This is a genomic window from Thalassobaculum sp. OXR-137, assembly GCF_034377285.1.
In the GTDB taxonomy this organism is placed as follows: domain Bacteria; phylum Pseudomonadota; class Alphaproteobacteria; order Thalassobaculales; family Thalassobaculaceae; genus Thalassobaculum.
Genome location: NZ_CP139715.1, coordinates 3,952,898 through 3,974,845 on the forward strand (window position 1 = coordinate 3,952,898; position 21,948 = coordinate 3,974,845).

Genomic DNA, 21,948 nt, shown 5'->3' on the forward strand with positions numbered 1-21,948 from the left:
AGCAGTGAACGACGTGAAGAAGCACTGGATCCCGGAACGCAAGTTCCTCGCCGCCGGGCTGTCCGGCATCGCCACCTGGCTGCTGACGCTGGTCCTGGCCGCCGTCGGCGTGGATGTCCCCACCGAGATCCAGACGGCCGCGGTCGGCCTGGTCATGGGAGCGGTGCACTATTTCGTGCCGCCGGCCGCCCTGGACATCCTGCGGCGCATCGACAGCGACCTGAAGTCGACCTTCAAGGTACCCGGCGACGCGGTGACGAAGGTGGCGCTGATGTTCCTGCTGCTGGGCGGGCTCGCCTTCGGCGGACCGGTCGCCTGCGGCACCTACGCGGTCTACAAGGCCGAGGCCGCTACGCCCGCCCAGGCGGTCTACGCCGTCCAGTCGGACTACAACGCCGCCCTATCCTCGGCGGCCGAGCTGATCGAGAGCGGGCTGATCAGCGAGGACCAGGTGCAGACCATCCGGCGCCTGGACAACGCGGCCTACGAGGCGCTGAAGCGCGCCCAGGTCGCGGTGCGCCGAGGGCACGATCCGACCGTGGAGGCGGCCGTGTCCCTCGCCCGCTCGGCCGTCGCCGAGCTTGCCGTCTATCTCGCACGCCAGGAGACGGGCCGATGAACGCGTCCATGATCCTGATCGGGATCCAGATCGCCGACGCGATCGCCGCGGGCATCCCGAACGCGATCGCCGCGAAGCGGGCGATCGAGCGCATGGTGGCCGAGAACCGCGACCCGACTGATGCCGAGTGGGCGGACATCAACGCTGTCACCGACGAGCTGCGGGCCAAGCTGCATGGGGACGGCAGTGCCTGATTTCGCCGACCAGGCCAGCGAGTACGAAGAGGCTGCGCGCGCTTCCGCTGTGAGGCGCGCGCTCTCCGTGCCGAAAGGCGACGGTCGGACCCACTGCATCGACTGCGGGGAGGAGATTCCGGAGGCACGTCGAGCGGCCGATCCGGGCGCGGTCACCTGTATCGATTGCCAACGTGACCGGGAGCGCGCGACACGATGATCGAGCTGGTTAAAGAGCTTAACGCGTGGGCCGGCCTGCTGTCGGTCGTCGGGATCGCGATGGTTTCCATCGCGATGCTGTATCTGCGAAGCGTGTTCGCTCCGCGCTCCGACCTGGAACTGGAAGTCGCGGCCAGGGACGAAGCGGCCAAGAAGGTGGTCGACCGAGTGGAGAAGCTGGAGCGAGCAGTCGATCGGCTCGAGCAGCGGGCGGCCACCGCGCCGACACAGACCGATCTGCAGAACATCGTGATCTCGATCGAGTCGTTTCGAGGCGACGTCAAGGCCATGGCGTCGGAGGTGACCGGTCTCGATCGGGAGCTTCGCCAGATCGGCCGGAAGGTCGACATGCTTGTCGAGAACGAGATCAAGGGCGCACAGAGCCAGAGGGTCAGCACATGAGCATCCAGGACATGCTGCGCGAGGAGCTGCGGCTGACGATCATCGTGACCCTCAACGAGGTACCTGGCCAGAGCGCCTACGAGGGCCTGCTGCAGGAAGCGATCGCGCGCTATCACAACCAGTTTCCGACCCGCGCCGAGCTTCAGGCAGAGCTGATCTGGCTTCGCGACGCCGGCCTGCTCACGATCGCCGAGCATCCGCAGCCGGGTCGTGTGAGCTACACGGCCACCCTGACGGCGCGTGGCGAAGCGACCGCCACCGGGCGGCTCAAGACCGCCGGCGTGCGTCGCCCGAACGCGTAGCGCTCCACATGAGAAAGCGCGGCCCGAAGAGCAAGATCGAGAAGCTGGATCCGGCCATCAAAGCCGAGATCGACCGGCTTCTGCACGTCGAAGGGCGCACGATCGACGACGTCGTTGAGTTCCTCCAGACGCTCAAGCTGGATGACACACCGTCGCGCGGTTCGGTCGCGCGATACAGCGCCACGACAGCCAAGATGCGCGGCGACATGGACCGAATGCAGTCTGTGACGTCTCAGCTGGCTAAAGAGTTCGGCGACCAGGACAACGACGCCGCCCGCTTCCTTATGCAGATCGCGCAGACCATCGCCTTCAAGCTGATGGACAAACACGCCGGCGCCGACAACGTCCTCGAGGTCGAGGAGTTCATGCTCCTGATGAAGGGCATGAAGGACATGGCCTCCGCGCGCAAGACCACGCTCGATGCCGAGGAGAAGGTCCTCGCCAAGCTGAAGCGCGAGGCCGCCAAGCTGTTCGACCAGGCGCAGCGAGACGCCCAATCCGCGGGTGAAGGAAAGGGCCTGTCGGCCGAGCGCCTGGCGCAGCTCCGCCGCGACATTCTCGGCGTCCGGGTCCAGGCCACATGAGCGAGCAGCTCCCCACCGCGACCATGCCGCCACCGCGATCGCCGATCGACGATCTGCCCCTGGGAGTGCTGCCGCCAGACGATCTCGATCCTCTGGCGGACGGCATTCTTATGGCCCACCAGGTGGAGTGGGTCTCCGACGAGTCCGACCTGAAGCTCGCCGAGAAGGGCCGCCGGACCGGCATCACCTTCGCCGAGGCCCTTGCGAGCACCTTGATCGGCGCGGCCAGCGCCTCGGCCGGAGGAGACAACACCTTCTACATCGGCGACACCAAGGAGAAGGGTCTGGAGTTCATCGGGACCTGCGCCAAGTTCGCGCGCAACGTCGCCGCCGAGTTGCTGTCCGTGGAGGACTTCCTGTTCGACGACGTCCAGGAGGACGGCAGCTCGAGGCAGATCCAGGCATACCGGATCCGCTTCGCATCCGGTTTCCAGATCTGCGCTCTGTCGAGCCGGCCGGCCAACATCCGAGGCCTGCAGGGGCGCGTGATCATCGACGAGGCGGCGTTCCATCCGAACGTCCGCGGTGTGATCGACGCCTGCAACGCTCTGCTCATCTGGGGCGGCAAGATCCGGATCATCTCTACTCACAACGGCACGCTGAACGCCTTCAACGAGCTGATCAAAGAGACCCGCGAGGGCCGGTACGACTACTCCATCCACCGCATTACGTTCGATGACGCGGTGGCCAACGGCCTCTACGAGCGGGTTTGTCTGCTGCGGAACTGGACGGCTTCGGCCGAGGGCAAGGCCGAGTGGTACCGCAAGGTCCGTCGGAGCTACGGCACGCGTGTCGATGCGATGCGGGAAGAACTGGACGCCGTTCCGCGGGAAGGCGACGGCGTGATGCTGCCCCTGGCTTGGATCGAGGCGTGCAGTATCGAGGACTATCGCGTCGCGCGCTGGGAGCCACCGGTTGAGGGGTTTGTTGACCTCCCCGAGGTTCAACGCCAGGCCGACATGCGCGCCTGGCTCGACGAGAACGTCGGCCCGCATCTAGAGGCTTTGAAGGATCTCCCGACGGCGATCGGTGAGGACTTCGCCATGCGCCAGGACCGGACCTGTATTGTCGTCGGCTACACAGCTCAGAACCTGGTGCGCCGAGCGCCGCTGGTGGTCGAGCTGCGGCAATGCCCCTACGACCAACAGAAGCAGGCGCTCTACTACATAGGGGCTCGGCTCAACCGGCTGCAGCGGATGGTCCTCGACGCCAATGGCAACGGCATGGTGCTGGCCCAGGAGGCTCGCCAGAAGTTCGGATCGAACCGGGTGACCGAGCTGATGGCCAACGACGCATGGTACCGAGAGAACACCCCGAAGTTCACGGCCGCTTTCCAAGATCGGACCATTTGGATCCCGGCCGATCGAGATGTCCGGGACGATCTGCGCCAGTTCCGAGTGGTCGGTGGTGTCGGCAAGATCCCGAGTGATATCCGCAACGAGGGCAGCGACGGTGGACGGCGGCACGGAGACGCCGGCCAGGCCCTGCTGCATTTCTATGTCGCGACGCTGACCGGGATCGTCGAGTTCGGATACGAGGCCGCGATCCCGATGCGTCGCCGGGTCGATGAATCACCCGCATATGGCACCGATGACGAAATGCCGGGCGCCCGGTTTGGACCAGGTGCCTGGTAGGAGACGAGAGCATGGCCAAGATCCCGACACTTGTTGGCCCGGACGGTGTGACGCCGCTACGCCGCGAGGTCCTTCTCGACGAGCTGGCCGGTCCGACCATGGCCGGTGTGCGCCGCCCGATCGGCGAGCACCCGTCGCGCGGCCTCACACCCGCCCGGCTCGGCACGATCCTGCGTGCCTCTGAGGAAGGCGACCCGGTCTCCTATCTCGAGCTGGCCGAGGACATCGAGGAGAAGGACCTCCACTACGTCGGCGTCCTTGGGGCGCGCAAGCGCGCCGTCGCCCAGCTCGAGATCACGGTGGAAGCGGCCGAGGACAAAGGCCCCTGGCAGGAGCACGCGGACTTCATTCGGGAATGGCTCCGCCGAGACGAGCTGGAAGACGAGTTGTTCGACATGCTCGACGCGATCGGCAAGGGCTTCAGCGTTGTCGAGATCCTGTGGGAGACGAGCGAGAAACAGTGGTGGCCGAGGCGTCTGGAATGGCGGGATCCCCGGTGGTTCATGTTCGACCTGGTCGACCTTCGCACCATTCGGCTGCGCGACGACGCCGGTCAGCCTGTGCCTCTTGCGCCGTACAAGTTCATCACGTCGATCATCCAGGCCAAGTCCGGCCTGCCGATCCGCGGCGGTCTCGCCCGGCCGGTGTCGTGGGCCTGGCTGTTCAAAAACTTCGGCCTGAAGGATTGGGTCTCGTTCCTGGAGACCTATGGTCAGCCGCTGCGGCTGGGCATGTATCCGAACGGATCCACGCCGGAAGACCGCCGGATGCTGCTGCGGGCCGTATCGCAGCTCGGTCACGACGCCGGCGGCATCATTCCCGACAGCATGAAGATCGACTTCGTTGAGTCGGCCTCGAAAGGCGACGGCGCCCTCTTCAGCAGCCTCGCGAACTTCCTGGATCAGCAGATCTCCAAGGCCGTGCTCGGTCAGGTGGGGACCACCGACGCGATCGCCGGCGGCTATGCGGTCGGCAAGGTTCACGACCAGGTGCGTCAGGATATCCAGCAGAGCGACGCCAAGCGCCTGGCGATCCCGATCAACCGGGACCTGGTCAAGCCGATGATCGATCTGAATTTCGGCCCGCCGAAGGATGGCAAGTACCCTCGGGTCTTCATCGGCCTGCCCGACCAGACGGACATGGCCAAGCTGATGCCGCTGATCGAGAAGTATGTCGACATGGGCGGCAAGGTCGGATCGTCCGTCGTCCGCGACAAGCTCGGCTTGCCGGATCCCGACAAGGACGAGGAGCTGCTGCAGCCCCGTCGGCGTGCCTCGCCGGGCGCACCGAACGAGAACCGAGATGGTGCGTCGGACCCGGAGCAGGACACGGCAACGGCCGCCGCCCAAGCGCGCGGCGATCGTGACGCCGTAACCGAGCTTGCCGACGAGGCGATTGACGACTGGCGCCCGATGGTCGAGCCGATCGTGGATCCGGTCCGCCAGCTGCTCGAGGACGTGACGAGCCTGGAGGAGCTGCGCGATCGCCTTCCGGAGCTGATCGAAGAGATGGAGCCCGACGAGGTCATCACCGTACTGGCCCAGGCCGGCTTTGCAGCACGACTGGCCGGTGAGGTCGACGCGCCGATCGACGACAGTTCCGACGCGGGTGCCTGATCGATGCCCGCGCTCGAATTGAAACCGCTTCCGCCGCGCGAGGCGGTCGACTACTTCCGCTCGAAGGGCTTCAAGGTGGGCTTTGCCTGGCAGGACGTCTGGCAGAGCGAGCACGCCCGGTACTTCACCGTAGCCAAGGCGATGCAGCTAGACATCCTTGAGGACATCCGCGGCGCCGTCGACCAGGCGCTTGCCGACGGCACCACCTTCGCTCAGTTCCGCGAGGGCCTGGAGCCACTGCTGCAGGCCAAGGGATGGTGGGGCCGGCAGCGCGTAACCGACCCGGTCACTGGCGAGGAGCGCCTGGCGCAGCTCGGCAGCCCGCGACGGCTGAAGACGATCTTCGACGTGAATCTCCGAACCTCATATGCGGCCGGCCGTTGGGAGCAGATCCAGCGCACCAAGCGGCTACGGCCCTATCTGCGGTACGTCGCCGTCGATGATGATCGCACCCGGCCGGAACATCAGGCCTGGCACGGTACCGTGCTCCCCGTCGACGACGCCTGGTGGTCGACCCACTACCCGCCCAACGGCTGGAACTGTCGTTGCACCGTGCGCCAGCTCTCGGCGAGAGAGGCCGAGCGGCTCGGCGGCGTGAGTGAAGCACCCGTCTTGAGGGAACGCCGGTGGGAAAACCAGCGGACCGGCGAGATCCAGAATGTGCCAGCCGGGATCGATCCGGGATGGAACTACCATGTCGGGCTCGCTGCCGACGCCGTCCGACGCGACGCGACCCTGGAGCAGGGCCTGTCGTCCGGCGCCACCCGCGCGCTGCTGGACAAGCTCGCCGGCGCCCGCCCGGATATCGCCCATGCGGCCCTGCGTGACGTTGTGCGATCGCCGGACTTCGCCCGCCAGCTGACGAAGCCGACCGTGCCCATGCCGGTCATGCGCCTGCCGCCGGCGGTAGCCGAAGAGATCGGCGCCAGGTCGCCGATCGCCGTTCTGTCGCCCGAGAGCTTGACGAAGAACCTCCGCCAGCATCCCGACCTGACCCCGGCTCAGTACCGGCAGCTGCCCGAGCTGGGCGCGGCGCCCTCCCTGATCGTCCAGGATCGTGACGTGTCGGTGGTGATCGTCCGGCGGCAGGACGGCCCGCTTATGGCGGCGGTCAAGGCGACGGACACGGGAGCCGCGACCTATGTGACGTCGTTCCGGCGGACCAACTCGGCCGATATCCGCCGGCTGATCCAGCGAGGTCGCATTCTGTTTGGATCCTGGGAGGAGTAGACGGCGCGCGGCGGGGCCTCCCATGAACCCCGCATTGCGCTCCCGTCTTCGTTACCGAGGACGGTGCTACGGCCGGGAGAGTTTCACCGTGTCGCGCGCGCCGCTCCTATCAGGTAGGCTCGCCATGAAATCCAGTCAAGCAATGGCTGAACGACACCACCGATCGGATCGAAGCGCGTTTAAGGTCGTTTAAATTCCAGTGATCGCTCCTCTGGAACAGACAGCCACCGCGCAAGGCGAGGCGCTAGGAAGCCCCAGGACGGCCGAGATCGCTCTGAGACCCCCGGTGATGCCCTGAAATCCCTTAAACGATTTTTAAACGGCCTGGAGCGCCTCCCAGGCCCATTCGGGAGTAGCTCGGCGGACTGTCTCTTGCCCGCGCACCCCGAAACCACCATGCTGGGGCCAGTTCGGGGGACTGATCCAGTCGACCGACCGGGCCTGAAGCCCCACCGAACCGCTTCCCGACCTTCCGTTTAATCGCTCCCCATGGTGACAGGTGTCACCATGTTTTCGGGCTGGTGGCGGCTCCACCATGCTCTCCATGAGCAAGAAGGTCACAGACCCCACGCGCCACGAAACCGGTATGGGCGCGGTTATTCAGCTTCCGGATCCGGTCGCCGGCGTTGCGCCCGAGTGGATCCAGCTGATGCCGCTCGGCCTCATTCAGCCGCGCGACGGACGCCCGCCGTATGAGCTAACCGACACCGCCTCGGTGATCGCGACCTCGATCTCGGCGGCCCGTGGCCTGGATCTCCCGATCGACTACGACCACCAGATCGACCTGTCGGCCGTCAAAGGCGTCGGCGGCACGGCCCGCGCCGCGGGCTGGATCAAAGAGCTTGCCGAGCGGGCCGATGGCATCTGGGGACGCGTCGAGTGGACCGCTGCTGCGGCCCAGGCGATCGCGGCCAAAGAGTATCGCTTCATCTCCCCGGTCTTCGACTACACGAAGGAAGGCCGGCAGATCGTCCGGCTGCGCCATGCAGCGCTGACGAACAATCCCGCCTTCGTCATGACCGCCCTTTCCCACCAGCAGCAGCACAAGGAGGTCCAGGTGGACCCGTTCCTGAAAGCATTGCTTGAGGCGCTGGGCCTCAAGGAGGACACCGACCAGGCGACCGCCCTGGCGCATGTTCAGAAGCTCTCCAGCTCGACGGCGATCGTCACTGCGATGGCCAGCAAGCTCGGCGTGAAGGACACGACCGAGACGGCCCTCGCCGCTGCGATCGACGAGGCGCGGAAGTCGACCGCGCCCGACCCGTCCAAGTTCGTGCCGATCGAACAGGTCACCGAGCTGCAGACCTCCCTGGCTTCGATCCAGAAGGAGCTGTCGACCGACAAGGCGACCGCGGCCGTCGATGCGGCGGTGAAGGCCGGGAAGGTCTCGCCGGCGCTGAAGGAATGGGCGACCGCCTACGCCTCCCAGGATCTCGCCGGCTTCAAGGCCTGGTCGGAGAAGGCGCCGGTGGTTACCGGCACCTCGGGCCTCGCCGCTCAGCCCCAGAAGGGCGAGGACGGGCTCTCCGAGATCGACCGCGCGATCGCGTCCCAGATGGGCGTGCCGCTCGAGGACTTCAAAAAGACCCGCCAGGCAGAGCTTGGCGTGCAGGCGGAGGGCTGATCCATGACGGCGCTGACCGGAGATCGCAACACGCCCGAGCGTTCGGGCGAACTGGTGGTGCTGCTGGTCGCGGCCGCCACCACCATCCATGCCGGCTCCCTGGTGGTCCTGAACGGCGGCTATGCCGAGCCGGGCTCGACCGCCACCGGGCTGATCGCCGTCGGCCGGGCCGAGGAGCAGGTCGACAACAGCCTCGGGGCCAACGGCGCGAAGTCGGTGAAGGTGAAGCGCGGCGTCTTCCAGTACGCCAACAGCGAAGGCGGCGACGCGATCACGGCCGCCAACATCCACAGTGCCTGCTACATCGTCGATGATCAGACGGTGGCCAAGACGTCGGACACCGGCGCCCGGTCGCGGGCTGGACGGATTATCGACGTCGATACCCGCGGGGTGTGGGTCCTGGTCGGCAACGGTCCGTTCGACAGCGATGCCGGCGCACTGCTCGACCAGAACAATCTGGACGACGTCGACGACGCGGCTACGGCGCGGGCGAACATCGGCGCCAACCAGGTGGTGCTCTCCGTCCCGGATGCCGCCGCTCTCGACGGCACCGACCCGATCCGGATCGTGAGCCCCGTCGCGGGGATGATCACCAGCATCCGTTCGGTGATCGACGGCGCCCTGACCACCGGCAACGCCACGCTGACGGCCGCCATCGGCGCGACGCCCGTCACCAACGGCGTGATCACGATCACTCAGGCGGGCTCCGCCGCCGGTGACGCGGACAGCGCCACGCCCTCGGCCGCCAACGTGGTGGCCGCCGGCGATGTCATCACCATCACGCCGGGTGGCACCAACGACGCGGCGCGGACCGCGGCGGTCACCCTGCTGATCGAAACCTGAGCCCCGGAGGCACCCTTGGAAGTCAATCGCGCATCGCTGGCTGGGATCAACACCAGCTTCAACACGATCTTCAACGGCGCCCTGGGCGGCGTCGAGACGACCTGGAACAAGATCGCCATGGAAGTCCCCTCGACCACCCGCGAGAACGACTATCGCTGGCTCGCCAAGCTGCAGGGCATGCGGCGGTGGGTTGGCGACCGTGTCATCAACAACGTGGCCAAGGATGGCTACAAGGTCGAGAACGAAGCGTTCGAGAACACGATCGGCGTAGATCGCGATGACATCGAGGACGATCAGATCGGGGTCTACAACCCGTTGGTCGCCGACCTGGGTCAGACGGCGGCCGAGCACCCGGACTTTCTGGTCTGGAACCTGCTGAAGTCCGGCTTCACTGAGGCCTGCTACGACGGCCAGTATTTCTTCGACACAGACCACCCGGTGATCGGCGAGAACGGCGACGAGCAGAGTGTTTCCAATTTCCAGGGCGGCGCCGGCACCGCCTGGTTCCTGTTGGACACCACGCGGGCGATCAAGCCGCTCATCTTCCAGATGCGCCGCCGGGCGCAGCTCACAGCGCTGATCAACAACACCGACCCGAACGTCTTCATGGCGAAGCAGTTCGTGTGGGGTGTGGACATGCGCTGCGCTGCCGGGTTCGGGCTCTGGCAGCTGGCCTATGCGTCGAAGCAGACGCTCAACTCCGAGAACTACTTCGCCGCCCGCGCCGCCATGATGTCCATGACCGGCGACCATGGCCGCCAGCTGCGGCTGCGCCCGAACCTGCTGGTCGTGCCGCCGAGCCTGGAGAAGAAGGCTCTGGAGGTCCTGAAGGCCGAGCGTGACGCGGCCGGTGCGACCAACGTGGCCCAGGGCACGGCCATGCACCACGTCGAACAGTTGCTGGCGGCCTGATCATGGCGCGCCCCGGCATCCGGATCTCCGCCCAGCGCGACGGCTTCCGTCGCGCTGGCGTCCGCCACCCGAAGAAGCCGACCGATTATCCGGTCGACCGCTTCTCCGAGGACCAGCTCCGCCAGTTTCTGGCCGAGCCGATGCTCTCCGTCTCTCCGGTGGAACTGGAGGACGACGAGGACGACAAGGCCGCCGCCGACAAGGCTGCTGCCGACAAGGCCGCCGCTGACCGGGCCGCTGCCGACAAGGCCGCTGCCGACAAGGCCGCTGCCGACAAGGCCGCTGCCGACAACGCCAACGCAGAGAAGGCCAACGCAGAGAAGGCCGACGCAGAGAAGCCTAAGAAGGGCAGCGGCAAGAGCGCATGACCTACGCCACGCAACAGGCCCTGGTCGATCGTTTCGGTGAGCTGGAGATCCTTCAGCTCACCGATCGCGATAACGTCGGCTCGATCGATGCGGAGGTGGTCGCCTCCGCCTTGGCCGATGCCGACGAGCTGATCGACAGCTACATCGCGGCGCGGGCGGCCCTGCCGCTCGCCACGGTCCCGGAGCGCCTGGTGCGTGTCGCCGGCGACATTGCCCGCTACTTCCTCCACGCCGATGCGCCGACCGAGCAGGTCCGCACCGCCTACAAAGACTCGCTCACCTGGCTGCGCGACGTGGCCGCCGGCAAGGCGACGCTCGGCGACGATGGAGTGACCGCCGCCGGGCCGGCGTCCGCGACCATCGAGTTCGTCGGCGACGATCGCCTGATGTCCCGAACCGGCCTGAAGGACTTCTGACCATGGCCGGCTTCTCCGCTTCCCTGTCGATCGACGAGGTCCGCGCGGCGACCGTGCTGTCGCAGTGGGCGGACGGCGGGCAGGATCTGACGGAGCTGTTGGATCCCATCGGCGCCGCGTTGCGCGACAACGTGCTCGACCGGTTCGAGACGGGCAAGGGTCCGGACGGGACCGCCTGGCCGAAGAGCCGACGAGCTTCTCAGGAGGGTGGCCAGACGCTGGTTGACAGCGCTCGCCTCCGAAACTCCATGACCTACGAGGCCTCCGCCGGCGAGGTCATGGTGGGGACCAACGTGATCTATGCGGCCATCCACCAATTCGGTGGCGTGATCCGCGCTAAGACCGAAAAAGGCCTGTCCTTCACGGTGCCTGGCTTCGCCGCTGAAGGCGGCCAGGAGGGCTTCGTCAACGTCCAGAGCGTGACCATGCCGCCCCGCCCGTTCGTCGGCTTCGGTCCGGAGGACGAGGCGTCCGTGATCGACATGTTCGAGGCTTGGCTGTTCACCCCGATCGCCATGGCGGCCGGGGGTGCGGCATGACGATCCTGTCGCAGACGATCGCACGCCTCCAAGAGGGCAAAGAAGCCAGTGGCCTGGTGCTGATCGAAGGTGTCGCGGAGTTCGCGGCACTCACCGGCAACCCGCCGCGCCACCTGCAACCCGCTGGCTATGTGATCGCTACGACCGACAGAGCCGGCAAGTCCGAGCTGATCGGGAAGCACCGGCAGCTCGTGACCCGCGGCATCGCTGTCGTGCTGGCGTTGGGCAACCTGCGGGATCCGCGAGGCGCCGGCGCAAGTCTGGCCATCGAAGACCTGGAGGCGACCGTCACCGCACAGCTGGCGGGGTGGAAGCCGACCGGGGCCGAGGACTCCATGCAGTTTGCCGGGAGCCGCACCCTCGGCCTGCGCGACCAGGTCGTGTGGCGCCAGCTCGACTTCACCGTCCGAACCAAGCTGCAACCGTAGGGAGCCGTCCGATGTCAGGAGGCCAATTCGTCATCGATCCGAAGACCGGCGAGCGCGTGCGCGTCGGCGAACCGCCGAAGTCTCTGAGCCGCGCCGAGCGTCGGGAGCTGGCGGCCCAGGCCGATAAGAAGGCCGAGCCGTCGGCCGAGAAGCCGGTCCAGGCGCTGCCCAAGCCGGCGGCCGAGCCGAAGTCCGACAAGCCGTCGCCGCGGCGATCGCCGACGAGCGACAGCAGCCCGCGCCCCCTGGGAACGAGCACCAGCTCGGCGAAGGCGGCGTCCGATTCCTCTAGCGGTAAGGAGTGACCGCAATGGCCGACGAAATCTCCATGAACACGGCCGTGCTGTTCAACCAGCTCGAGGAGACATACAACGTCTCTCCGGGTGCGATGGCCGCCAGCAACGCGGTTCTGATCAAGTCCATGACCGCCGTGCCGCTGACCGGCAACCGGGTCGAGCGCGACATCGTCACGCCGTACTTCGGCGCCAACCCCGGCAAGCTGGCCGCCAAGCGCGGGACCATGCAGTTCACCGTTGAGGCGACCGGCGCGGGCGAGACGGCGCTCGATGCCGGCCAGGCACCCGCGTTCGGCCGACTGCTGCGGCAGGCTGGCACGTCCGAGACTGTCCGTGCGCCGGCGGCGACGATCGCGGCGAGCCCGCCGACGGGCGTCGGCGGCCCCACCGGCACGTTCACCTACGCGGCCGGCGACCCCTACGAGGGGATCGTCGATCGCCTGGTCACGCTCCTGTGCACCACCGGGGGTGGGTCTGGCGTTGCGGAGTTCACGGTGAGCGCGCCGGCCACCAAGCACCTGGCGGCCTACGAGGCGACCGCGCAGGTCATGACGGATGCCACGGACTTCGATCTTCTGCACGGTGCGACCATCACGCCGACGGTCGGTACCGCCTTCGAGGTCGGCGACAGCTACACGATCCAGCTGTCCCCGCCTGGCTCCTTCTATGCGCCGATCAGCGACACCTTCGAATCCGGTGAGAGCTTCTTCCAGTATGGCACCAACCGGCATCGCTTCGGCGGGCAGCGCGGCAACGTCACGATCAACGCGGCGGCCGACGGCTACTTCGACCTGCAGTTCGACTTCATGGGTCTGCCGGGGGTGCGCTCGAGCGAAGAGATCCCGGCCGTCGACTTCTCCGCCTTCCAGGATCCGCTGATCGTCGACGACGACAACTCGCCCTACGTGGCGCTCGGCGGCGTGGAGATCGTGCTGCGGAGCTTCAACCTCAACGTCGGTCAGAACACCGTCATGCGGTCCCTGGTCGGTCAGAAGAAGGTCCGCACGTCAGGCCGCGCCTCTTCCGGCACGATCGTGTTCGAGGCGCTGGATCTCGACGACGCCGACTTCTTCGACAACCTGGACGACGGGTCGACCCTCACCTTCGAGCTGATCCACGGCCTGGTGCGCGGCGAGATCGTCCACCTGACCTGCACGCGGCTGGAGATCACCGGTCTGCAGTACCAGGACGAGGAAGGCGTGGCGATGTTCTCGGCCAACGTCACCGCGCTCCCGTCCGACGCCGGCAACGACGAGCTGCTGCTGGCGATCAAGTAGATCCCAAGCGAAACCGAGGAGGGCCTCGCCGCACCCGACACCCAATGGCCGGCGAGGCCCGACGATCCGGGAGTAGGCCCGCAGCTGGGCGGACAGCTGCTGAACGCGGGAGCTATGGCGCGTGACAGCCGGGAGAGACCGGCAACCGTTGTCTCAGAGGAGAGCCGCATGGCGCCCAGGAAACAGAAGCACGAGGACATCGACGCCTCGGACATTCCCCTCGATGCGTTCGAGGAAGGCGGCCTGTTCGTCTTCGATGCCCGCCCGGTGGTCCGCAACTGGCCGGCTCGGATCCGTGTGCCGATCGGCGATGGCCAGTTCCAGACGCACGAGATCCGGATCGACGTCGACTACCTGGACATGGACGCCTACATGCAGCTGCAGCAGGACATGACGGACTATGCGGCCAAGGGCGGCAAGCACGGCGACGCCGCCGACCCGCTCTACAAGCACCTGAAGGGCTGGTCTGGGATCGCCGCCCAGGGCAAGGGCGCGCTCGGTTATTCCGATGCCGCGAAGAGTCAGCTACTGCGCGACCCGCGGATCCGCGGCGCCGTGATGGAAGCCACCGCCCGCATGGTCCTGGGGATCGAGGAAAAAAACTCCGAGACGCCGCCCGAAGATGGGCAACCGCAGGCCGGCGGGCCAAACCGCGCGGCACGTCGGGCGGCGGAGGCGAAGACCAGGAAGGCTACGGAATAGCCGATCAGTTGCGCGATGCCGGTCAGGACGTCGACGCCTTCCTCGACGCACAGCGCCGGCGACGCGCCCGTCAACGCCGGCGGGAGCGGGAGCTGCCGGCGACCAGGCCGGCCTATCCGATCCTGCCGGCCAATACCGAGGCAGTGATGGTGTTTCAGCGGTGCCAGACCCAATGGACGTATGCCGGCGACCCGCCGGCCCATACGGGTCTGCGCGTCGAGGCCGTCACCGCAGTGATTGATGCGCTCGGCGTCCCGGCTGAGCGCCGGTCCGATCTGCTCGGCCGGATCCAGATCATCGAGATGAAGGCGCTCGAGGTGCTCAACCGGATCCGGATGGCGGACCTGGCCCGGATCCGCCGACAGCAACCCCGGCCGGCGAGGTCGCGATGACCGATATCGTCGTCGGCCTCACACTGCGTGCGGACGGCCGGGGCTTCGTCGGCGAGGTCCGCAACGCCCGATCGGAGCTGGCTGGGCTGCGCGACAGCGGTACCGGCGCCGGCCGCGCTCTCGAAGATCTGCGGCTGCGCAGCTCATCCGCGCTCGCATCGCTTCGATCGCTGCAGACCGTCATCGCCGGACTTGGCCTGGCCATCGGCGTGCGCGATGCCGTGCAGGAGTTCGCCGCTTACGAGCGCGGGCTGGTCGGTGTCGCCAAAACCGCCGATCTGAGTGCAGACCAGATCCGAGAGATGGGTGCCGCCGTCACCGAGATGGCCAGGCGCATGCCGTTCGCGCGCACCGAGCTGCTCGGCATCGCCCAGGCCGGCGGTCAGCTGGGCGTCAAGGGCGTGAAGGACCTGACGCTCTTCACCGAGACCGTAGCGAAGCTCGGCACCGCGTCCGACCTCGCCGGTGAGGAAGCGGCGACCAGCCTCACACGGATCCTCAACGTCACCGGCGAGGCGATCGACAGCATCGATACCCTGGCTTCGGTTATCGTGGCGCTGGGCAACAATGCGGCGGCCAGTGAGTCCGAGATCGCCCGTGTCGCCACACAGGTCGCCCAGGCCACCGCGATCTTCGGCGTCTCCGCCGGCGAGGCTGCGGGCTTCGGCGCGGCGCTCCGGTCGGTCGGTGTCCAGGCCGAGCTGGGCGGGTCCGCCGTCGGCCGGACGTTCCGGGCGATCGAAGAGTCCATCCGTGGCGGCGGTCAGCGCTTCCGTGAGCTGGCCGAGATCACCGGCATCGCCGGCGACCAGCTCCGCCAGACGTTCGAGCAGGACGCCACCTCGGTTTTCGTATCGTTCGTCGAAGGTGTGGGGGCGGCGGTCGAGAGTGGAGAGAGCGCGGCCGAGGTCCTGGAACGCTTCGGCCTGCAGGGCGAGGAACTGCTAAAAGTCCTTCCGACCCTGGCCGTCAACAGCGATCAGCTTAGCCGTTTCCTGGGAATCGTCGCCGACGAGACGCGCAATACGACCGCGCTGAACGAAGAGTATCTCCGGTCGGCGCAGACCTTGTCTTCGCAGCTGGCTCTGACCGGCAATGCACTGGACGAGATCGCCGCGTCCCTGGGTTCCGCACTCGCGCCGGCGATTGTTGAGGCGACCGATGATCTGCGGTCGTTCGTCCAGGAGGCGGTGGATTCCGGCGACGTCGCGGCGACCTTCGACGCGGTTGCCTATGCGGTCGGCGCCCTCTCGAGCAACTTGGACATACTCGCCGCCACCGTGGGTGTCGGAATCTTCGCCCGTATGCGGCCGGGGATCGTCGGTGTGCTGCAGTCGATCAATGCGCTGGTTCCGGCAGTCGCCTCGAGCACGGCCAGCTGGGTGACATTGAACGCCGCCGTCGCGACCGGAAGTGCCGTCGACCTTAACAGCGCTCGAGCAACCGAGCTGAAGGCGGCCGCCCAGGTCGCAGCAGCCCGCGCCAGTGTCGAGGCAACCGCGTCCACCCTGGCCCAGGTCAAGGCTGAGCGCGCGCGTGCCGTGGTGGTTGCAGGCTCCGCGGAGGCCGACCTGGCCCGCATTGCCGTCGGGCGCCAGGTGCTCGCAATCGAAGCCCAGCTACTGGCCCAGAAGAACGCGTTGGCCGCCGCCGAGGCCCGGCACCTGGCTGCCCTGCAAGCCACTACGGTCGGCGCCCGCACGGCGACCATCGCCATGCGGGGCCTGTCCGGGGCGATGAACCTGATCGGCGGCCCGGCCGGTGCTGCGCTACTTGCCGCCGGCGGGATCTACTACCTGGCGACCAGGCAGTCGGAGGCGTCGCAGGCCGCAGAGCTGCATGCGCGCGCGATCGAGGGCGTTAACCGCCAGCTCGGCCTGGGCGCCGGCCTCAGCCAGGACGCAGCGCAGCGCGCCCGTGAGGAGGCCGAGGCGAGCCTGGCGCTGACCGAGGCACTGATTGCCGAAACACAGGTCCGCGCGACCCGAGGCGGCCAGATGCGACGGGCCGCCCAGGAGGACCTGGCCGAATACAAGCGGCAGGCCCAGGAACTGCGCGAAGGGCTGAAGCTGCTCGATGTCCAGGGTGAGCTGCGCGCCCTCTTCGACGGCAACGAGGGTCTCTTCGGAGCCGGCGGTCTGTCGGGGATCCTGCCGACCAGTGGTCCAGGTGGCGGCGCCGATTTCGGGGGGCTGGCCACAGACGTCCAGTCGCTGGTGGACCAGCTCGATCCGATGGCGAAGGTCATGCGGGAGGCCAGCGACGCCGAAGAGCAGCTGCGGGCGTCGCATGAGAAGCTGACGGCCGCCGGCTACGACGTCGAAGCCCTGATCAAAGCGCTGAACCACGGCACCGACGCCTACGCCTTCGGGCTGGGCGCCGCCGCTCGAGCGGCCCGCGAGCAGGCCCAGGACACTACGCTGGCGCTACAGGTCCGCAAGCTCGAGGCCGAGGGCACCGAGCAGGCCCGCCAGGAGATCGTGCGGCTGACCGCTGCCCGCGAACTGGATCGCCTGGAGTCCCGTCGCCAGCAGGCCGTCATGGCGGCCGCACCTGGTCAGATCGGGGAGATCAACGCGGCCTACGCCGAGCTGCGCGCCGCGGTGCTGGCCACCCGCGACGCCGAGCTGGAATGGTCATCCGGCCAGGACGAGGCGCTGAAGGCACTGCGCGCGCGTCTGGATCCGATCGCCGAGAAGTATCGCGACGTCGACCAGCAGGCCCAGCTGCTGATGCGGGGCTTCGAGGCGGGCAAGCTCACCTACGAGCAGTACCTGGATCTGATCGCCCGCCTGGGCGACCAGGTGGAGGCATGGGCGGCCGCGCAGAACCAGGCGGCCGATGCCATGGTCCGCTCGGCCGAGGACCTAGAGTTCCAGAACGAGATCCGACGCCTGGAGCTGGAGAACACCGACGAGGCCCGCCGGCGGATCGTCGCGCTGACCACGGCGCGGAAGCTCGAGCAGCTGGAGCTGGAGCGGTCGCGCGCCCTGCTCGAGGCCCTGCCAGAACAGATCGACGCGGTGAACGCGGCCTACGATCGGATGCGCAAGGCGATCATGGACGAGGGCCAGGTGCGCGAGCTGGAGCGCATCAAGGATCAGGCCAACCCGCTGGCCGAGGCCTTCAAGACGGCGGCGGAGGGGATCCAGCGCGGCTTCAGCGACGCGATCACCAATGTCGTGCGCAACGGCAAGCTGCAGTTCAAGGATCTGGCTGGCAGTGCGAAGGACATCTTCGCGCGCATGTTCGGGGAGATCGCCACTCTGGCGATCGCCAAGCCGATCATCGTCCCGATCGTCGGCGCTCTCGGCCAGGCGGTCGGTCTGTCCCCGTCGGCGATCGCCAGCATCACCGGCCAGTTCGGAGGCGGTGCCGGCGGACTGACCGGCGCCCTGCCGGCCTTCTCAGGCGGCGGTGGCGGGCTGATCGGTGGCATCGGCGCCGGCATGGGGCTGATCAACCTGCTGCGCGGGGGCTCGCTGACCACGGGCTCGGCCACGATCGGCAACCTCTTCGCGTCGCTGGGCTCCAGGCTCGGCGGTGCTGAGCTGGGCGCCACGTTCGGCAATGCCGGCCTTGCCTTCGGATCTCCGCTCGGCTCCATCGGCTCCTTCGCCACCAACCTGCTGCTCGACCAGCTCCTGGGCGACCGAGGGATCGGCTCGACGATCGGCTCGACGATCGGCGCCGTCGCCGGTTCCTTCTTCGGTCCCTTCGGCACCATTGCTGGCTCGGCCCTGGGCAATGTCGTCGGCGGCCTCTTCGGTGGCGGTCAGACGCCTTCGGTCGGGCCGACCGGGGTGGCACGGATACCCAATGTCATCGGCACCAGCGAGATCCAGCTCTCCGCCGACAACGACGGCGACCCCACGGCGGCCGGCGAGGTTGCCCGGCGCATCCGGGAGATAGCCACCGAGGCCAGCGATCGCTACGGGGCGACCGGCTCTCGCGCATACGGGCTCGATGTCGGCGCCTTCTCCAATCCGGAGGGTGGTTCGGGTCAGTCGGCCGGCTTCAACCTGAAGGAAATCATCAACGGCCAGCTGGCAGATAAGGACCTGTTTCGAGGCCTGTCGGCCGACGAGGCGGTTACGGAAGGCGTGCGGCTCACGCTGCAGAAGGCCTTCGACGGTTTCGACACGGACCGCGTTTCGACAGCCCTCCAGAATTCGTCGGCCAAGACGATCGAAGAGCTGCTCTCGGACTTGGACTTCGCCGCCGGCCTGGACGAGTTGTTCCTGCCGGACCTCGATATCGCCGGACCGCTGAAGACGCAGCTGGATGCGCTGAAGGACGCTTTCGAAGAGGCCAAGGAACGCGCCAAGGAACTTGGCCTGGCGACCGAGAATTTGGCCGACAACTACGCGACCGCGGTCACCCAGGTGCAGCAGGGCTTCCGCACCAGCCTCGAGGCGGAGGCGGCCGGTGTAGGCGGCCAGTACAACCAGCTCCTCTCCCTTGCGGCACAGCTCAAACAGCTCTCTACCGATGCCGAAGTGGCCGGCGTGAGCGCCGATACCCTGGCGCAGGTGATCGACGGCCGCTTCCGACCCGTCATCGAGGGCCTCGGAGCCGGAGAGCTGCAGGCTCTGATCGATGCATTCAGCGGGGTGGCCGATCAGGTCCAGGGCGCGGACATCATTCTGCGAGAGCTTACCGAGACCCTAAATTCACAGGTGGTGGACTCCCTTACCCAGACTGCCGCAACCACTGCGGAGATCGCCGAGCAGCAAGAGCAAGCCCGCAATACCCTGATCGAAGCTTACAAGCGCGAGAGCGCCGAACTGCAGACCCTTCGCGACCGCATGATGGGGTTCGCAAACTCGATCCGTGAAACCCGGCGCGGCCTGGAAGTCAGCGACCTGGCCAAGGGCGGTCCCACCGATCGGCTGGATGCCGCGAAGGGTATCTTCGACGACGTGTTCGAGCGCGCCCAGGCGGGCAACGAGGACGCGATCGCCGGCATCGAGCAGGCGGCCCAGAACTATCTCCAGATCGCCCGCGAGGTCCTGGTGGGTGCGGACTATAACGCCGCCTTCGACATGACGGCGGACCGCCTGTCGCGTGTCGAGTCCGTTGCAAAGCAACAAGCCCAGATCGCCGATCAGCAGCTGGCGCAAATGCAGATGCAGGTCAGCCAACTCGTTTCGATCAACGACAACGTCATCTCCGTCGCCGACGCGATCCGCGATCTGGAAGCCGTGCTTGCAGCCGCCCCCAACGCTGCAACGCCCAGCGGCGGGTCTGCAGGAGATATCAGCGACCAGTACACGCGAGAGGAGCGGTATCTGGCGCGAAATTCGGACGTTGCGGCGTGGGCACAGGCGACGGCCGCGGCGGAGGGCGTTACCGACCCGGATCAACTACGCGTCCGCCTGAACCAGCTCGCATATCAACACGCTCACGAGTATGGCATCGCGGAAGGGCGAGAGTACGAAAAGGGCGGCTGGCATCCCGGCGGTCCGGCGATCGTGCACCCCGGCGAGCTGCTCTACACCGGCGGGCCGATGCACGTCTTCAACGCCCAGCAGTCGCTGGCGCTGATGTCCCGGCCGGCGAACACCAACACCATGGACATGACGCCGCTGGTCGGCGCGATCGGCCGGACCACCTCGGCGATCTACTCGGCCGGCGATCGCCAGGCCATGGCCACGGCAGATCTGGCCGGCCAGGTGGAGCGCATGGGGATGACCATCGCCGACCAGGGTCGCCAGATCCGCGATCTCTCCATGCAGCTGTCGAAGAGGTCATCATGAGCCGCGGGCGCATCATGGCCTACCTTGCCGAGGTCGACCTGACCGCGGCCGACGGCACGTCGCCGACGACGCTCTATCTCAGCGACCTGCCGATGCGCCCTTGGCCTTCGACGGATGCCAATCGCCCGAACCAGTCCTATGACAGCCGGATTCTGGAGGCCCCGTCGATCGGGCTCGAGGTCTTCGCCGACGCCTCCCGGCTCACCGGAGCGCTCGGCACGGGTGCTCTGGTGCTCTCCAATGCCGATGGCGCCCTCAACCAGTACCGCGGCTCCATCTTCACGGCCGTGCGCGTCTGGTGGGGCGAGATCAAGACGGACGAAGAGGAGGAACGCTCCTTTGCGGCCGACTTCCGCAAGATCGTCGACGCGCGACCGGAGGCGCCGGCCTGGGACGTCACCGGCAGTCGGCCGAGCCGACTGGAGATCCCGATCTACGATCGCCGGGCGGACCTGGAGAACGACATCCAGGAAGAGACCTTCGACGGATCCAACAGCGGAGCTACCGGCTACGAGGGCACCGCCGACGATCTCAAGGACAGCGTCAAGCCGCTGGCACTTGGCGACCTGGTTACCGCCAACATCCCGCTGATATGGGTCAACGCGACCGCCCAGGTCGCCCAGGCCCACGCCGGCGAGATGGAGGAGTATTCGGCGATCTACGATCGCGGGGCCGCCACCGGCCTGACCGACGACGGGGACGTGTCCGGATCTGCCTTCGACAGCGCTAGTCCGTCTGCGGGCCATCGGGTCACCGACCTCGGCCGAGGGCTGCTGAAGGTCAACCAGTCCTTCGGCGGAGTGGTCACCGCCGGCGTGAAGGGTGCGGTCGATCTGGTCGCCGGTGTGGGCTACCTCGACACCGCTCCGGAGCTGATCGCCGCGCTGATCGAGAGACAGGATCCGGCGGCCACGATAGGCCCCACCTTCGCGGCGATCTCCGAGACGGCGAAGGTCGGGCTCTACATCGCCGAGCGAACGTCGACCGCGCGCGTCATCGAGGCCTTGGCCCGGTCGATCGCCTGCTGGGTCCTGCCGGATCCGCTGGGCGTGTGGCAGATCGGCAAGCTGCACCTGCCGACCGGCTCGCCGGATCGCACGATCGATGACGTCGACATCATCTCCATTCGGCCGGGCGATCCCGAGGTCAGCCGGCCAGTATGGTCCGTCACGGTACGCGGCGGCCGGCTCTACCAGACCCATTCGCGCAGCAACCTGGCCGGCAGCATATGGGGCACTGACGCCGAGGAGCGCCTGCGTCGGGAGTGGCGGACCGGCATCAAGAAGGACACCGCGCTGCGCGACCTCTGGTGGCCCAATGTCCGCTCGATCGACCTGGAGACCGCGCTACGCGATCCGGCGGACCTGACCGACGTCGCCGAGCTGCTCTTCGACTGCATGTCGGTGCGCGAGGACGGCACGCCGTTCGCGGAGTGGGTGGTCACCGTGGAGCAGGATGAAGAGTGGCTCGACCTGTTGGCCGATCCTGGCATCGGCAAGGCGGAGGTCCGGCTCCGGTACAGCGCCGACGATATCGACCGGGTGATGATCGTCATGGCTGCCCAGCCCGGCCGGCCGACCGGCGGTCAGCTCACCTTGAGACTGTGGGGCTGA

General features: G+C 67.3%; 22 protein-coding genes. All 22 read left to right on the top strand.

The genetic code is table 11. The features are described 5' to 3' along the window. Positions 1-4 precede the first annotated feature (4 nt). The 22 genes from T8K17_RS18445 (at position 5) to T8K17_RS18550 (ending at position 21,948) form a co-directional block, all read left to right on the top strand. The gene (locus T8K17_RS18445; RefSeq protein WP_322331200.1) at positions 5-619 is read left to right on the top strand and encodes a hypothetical protein; all 615 of its coding nucleotides are present in this window, start codon (positions 5-7) and stop codon (positions 617-619) included. Beyond that, positions 616-813 (top strand): hypothetical protein, encoded by a 198-nt coding sequence (locus T8K17_RS18450; protein ID WP_322331201.1) that lies wholly within the window; start codon positions 616-618, stop codon positions 811-813. Before T8K17_RS18445 ends, T8K17_RS18450 begins: the two co-directional genes overlap by 4 nt. Continuing rightward, positions 794-1,012 (top strand): TraR/DksA C4-type zinc finger protein, encoded by a 219-nt coding sequence (locus T8K17_RS18455; RefSeq protein WP_322331202.1) that lies wholly within the window; start codon positions 794-796, stop codon positions 1,010-1,012. The genes T8K17_RS18450 and T8K17_RS18455 overlap by 20 nt, the downstream gene beginning before the upstream one ends. Further along, positions 1,009-1,413 (top strand): DUF2730 family protein, encoded by a 405-nt coding sequence (locus T8K17_RS18460; protein WP_322331203.1) that lies wholly within the window; start codon positions 1,009-1,011, stop codon positions 1,411-1,413. The genes T8K17_RS18455 and T8K17_RS18460 overlap by 4 nt, the downstream gene beginning before the upstream one ends. Continuing rightward, on the top strand, positions 1,410-1,715 hold the full coding sequence (locus T8K17_RS18465) for a hypothetical protein (RefSeq protein WP_322331204.1): 306 nt from the start codon (positions 1,410-1,412) through the stop codon (positions 1,713-1,715). The genes T8K17_RS18460 and T8K17_RS18465 overlap by 4 nt, the downstream gene beginning before the upstream one ends. Before the next feature lie 8 nt (positions 1,716-1,723). After that, positions 1,724-2,299, top strand: a complete 576-nt coding sequence (locus T8K17_RS18470) for a phage protein Gp27 family protein (RefSeq protein ID WP_322331205.1) — start codon at positions 1,724-1,726, stop codon at positions 2,297-2,299. Further along, on the top strand, positions 2,296-3,933 hold the full coding sequence (locus T8K17_RS18475) for a hypothetical protein (protein ID WP_322331206.1): 1,638 nt from the start codon (positions 2,296-2,298) through the stop codon (positions 3,931-3,933). Before T8K17_RS18470 ends, T8K17_RS18475 begins: the two co-directional genes overlap by 4 nt. A gap of 11 nt (positions 3,934-3,944) precedes the next feature. After that, positions 3,945-5,549 carry a DUF935 domain-containing protein gene (locus tag T8K17_RS18480; protein WP_322331207.1) on the top strand — a complete coding sequence of 535 codons (1,605 nt, stop codon included), beginning with the start codon at positions 3,945-3,947 and terminating at the stop codon, positions 5,547-5,549. 3 nt (positions 5,550-5,552) lie between these two features. Next, the gene (locus T8K17_RS18485) at positions 5,553-6,779 is read left to right on the top strand and encodes a phage minor head protein (protein WP_322331208.1); all 1,227 of its coding nucleotides are present in this window, start codon (positions 5,553-5,555) and stop codon (positions 6,777-6,779) included. Between the two features lie 586 nt (positions 6,780-7,365). Further along, complete coding sequence (locus T8K17_RS18490; RefSeq protein ID WP_322331209.1) at positions 7,366-8,403, top strand: phage protease; 1,038 nt, start codon at positions 7,366-7,368, stop codon at positions 8,401-8,403. 3 nt (positions 8,404-8,406) lie between these two features. Further along, positions 8,407-9,246: a hypothetical protein gene (locus tag T8K17_RS18495; RefSeq protein WP_322331210.1), complete on the top strand. Its 840-nt coding sequence runs from the start codon at positions 8,407-8,409 to the stop codon at positions 9,244-9,246. Between the two features lie 15 nt (positions 9,247-9,261). Next, positions 9,262-10,158 carry a Mu-like prophage major head subunit gpT family protein gene (locus tag T8K17_RS18500; protein ID WP_322331211.1) on the top strand — a complete coding sequence of 299 codons (897 nt, stop codon included), beginning with the start codon at positions 9,262-9,264 and terminating at the stop codon, positions 10,156-10,158. Between the two features lie 2 nt (positions 10,159-10,160). Then, entirely contained in the window at positions 10,161-10,526 is a 366-nt protein-coding gene (locus tag T8K17_RS18505) for an HI1506-related protein (RefSeq protein ID WP_322331212.1), read from the top strand. Beyond that, positions 10,523-10,942, top strand: a complete 420-nt coding sequence (locus T8K17_RS18510) for a DUF1320 domain-containing protein (RefSeq protein ID WP_322331213.1) — start codon at positions 10,523-10,525, stop codon at positions 10,940-10,942. Before T8K17_RS18505 ends, T8K17_RS18510 begins: the two co-directional genes overlap by 4 nt. 2 nt (positions 10,943-10,944) lie before the next feature. Continuing rightward, positions 10,945-11,481, top strand: coding sequence for a phage virion morphogenesis protein (locus tag T8K17_RS18515; RefSeq protein ID WP_322331214.1), 537 nt, complete (start codon positions 10,945-10,947; stop codon positions 11,479-11,481). Beyond that, positions 11,478-11,909, top strand: coding sequence for a hypothetical protein (locus T8K17_RS18520; RefSeq protein ID WP_322331215.1), 432 nt, complete (start codon positions 11,478-11,480; stop codon positions 11,907-11,909). The genes T8K17_RS18515 and T8K17_RS18520 overlap by 4 nt, the downstream gene beginning before the upstream one ends. Before the next feature lie 11 nt (positions 11,910-11,920). Then, the gene (locus tag T8K17_RS18525; RefSeq protein WP_322331216.1) at positions 11,921-12,214 is read left to right on the top strand and encodes a hypothetical protein; all 294 of its coding nucleotides are present in this window, start codon (positions 11,921-11,923) and stop codon (positions 12,212-12,214) included. A 5-nt stretch (positions 12,215-12,219) separates the two neighbouring features. Then, the gene (locus T8K17_RS18530) at positions 12,220-13,482 is read left to right on the top strand and encodes a hypothetical protein (protein WP_322331217.1); all 1,263 of its coding nucleotides are present in this window, start codon (positions 12,220-12,222) and stop codon (positions 13,480-13,482) included. Between the two features lie 168 nt (positions 13,483-13,650). Beyond that, a complete protein-coding gene (locus tag T8K17_RS18535) occupies positions 13,651-14,184 on the top strand; it encodes a hypothetical protein (RefSeq protein WP_322331218.1) in 534 nt (177 codons plus the stop codon). An 8-nt stretch (positions 14,185-14,192) separates the two neighbouring features. Further along, positions 14,193-14,576 carry a DUF1799 domain-containing protein gene (locus T8K17_RS18540; protein ID WP_322331219.1) on the top strand — a complete coding sequence of 128 codons (384 nt, stop codon included), beginning with the start codon at positions 14,193-14,195 and terminating at the stop codon, positions 14,574-14,576. Then, positions 14,573-20,335, top strand: coding sequence for a phage tail tape measure protein (locus T8K17_RS18545; protein ID WP_322331220.1), 5,763 nt, complete (start codon positions 14,573-14,575; stop codon positions 20,333-20,335). Before T8K17_RS18540 ends, T8K17_RS18545 begins: the two co-directional genes overlap by 4 nt. After that, a complete protein-coding gene (locus T8K17_RS18550) occupies positions 20,332-21,948 on the top strand; it encodes a hypothetical protein (RefSeq protein ID WP_322331221.1) in 1,617 nt (538 codons plus the stop codon). Before T8K17_RS18545 ends, T8K17_RS18550 begins: the two co-directional genes overlap by 4 nt.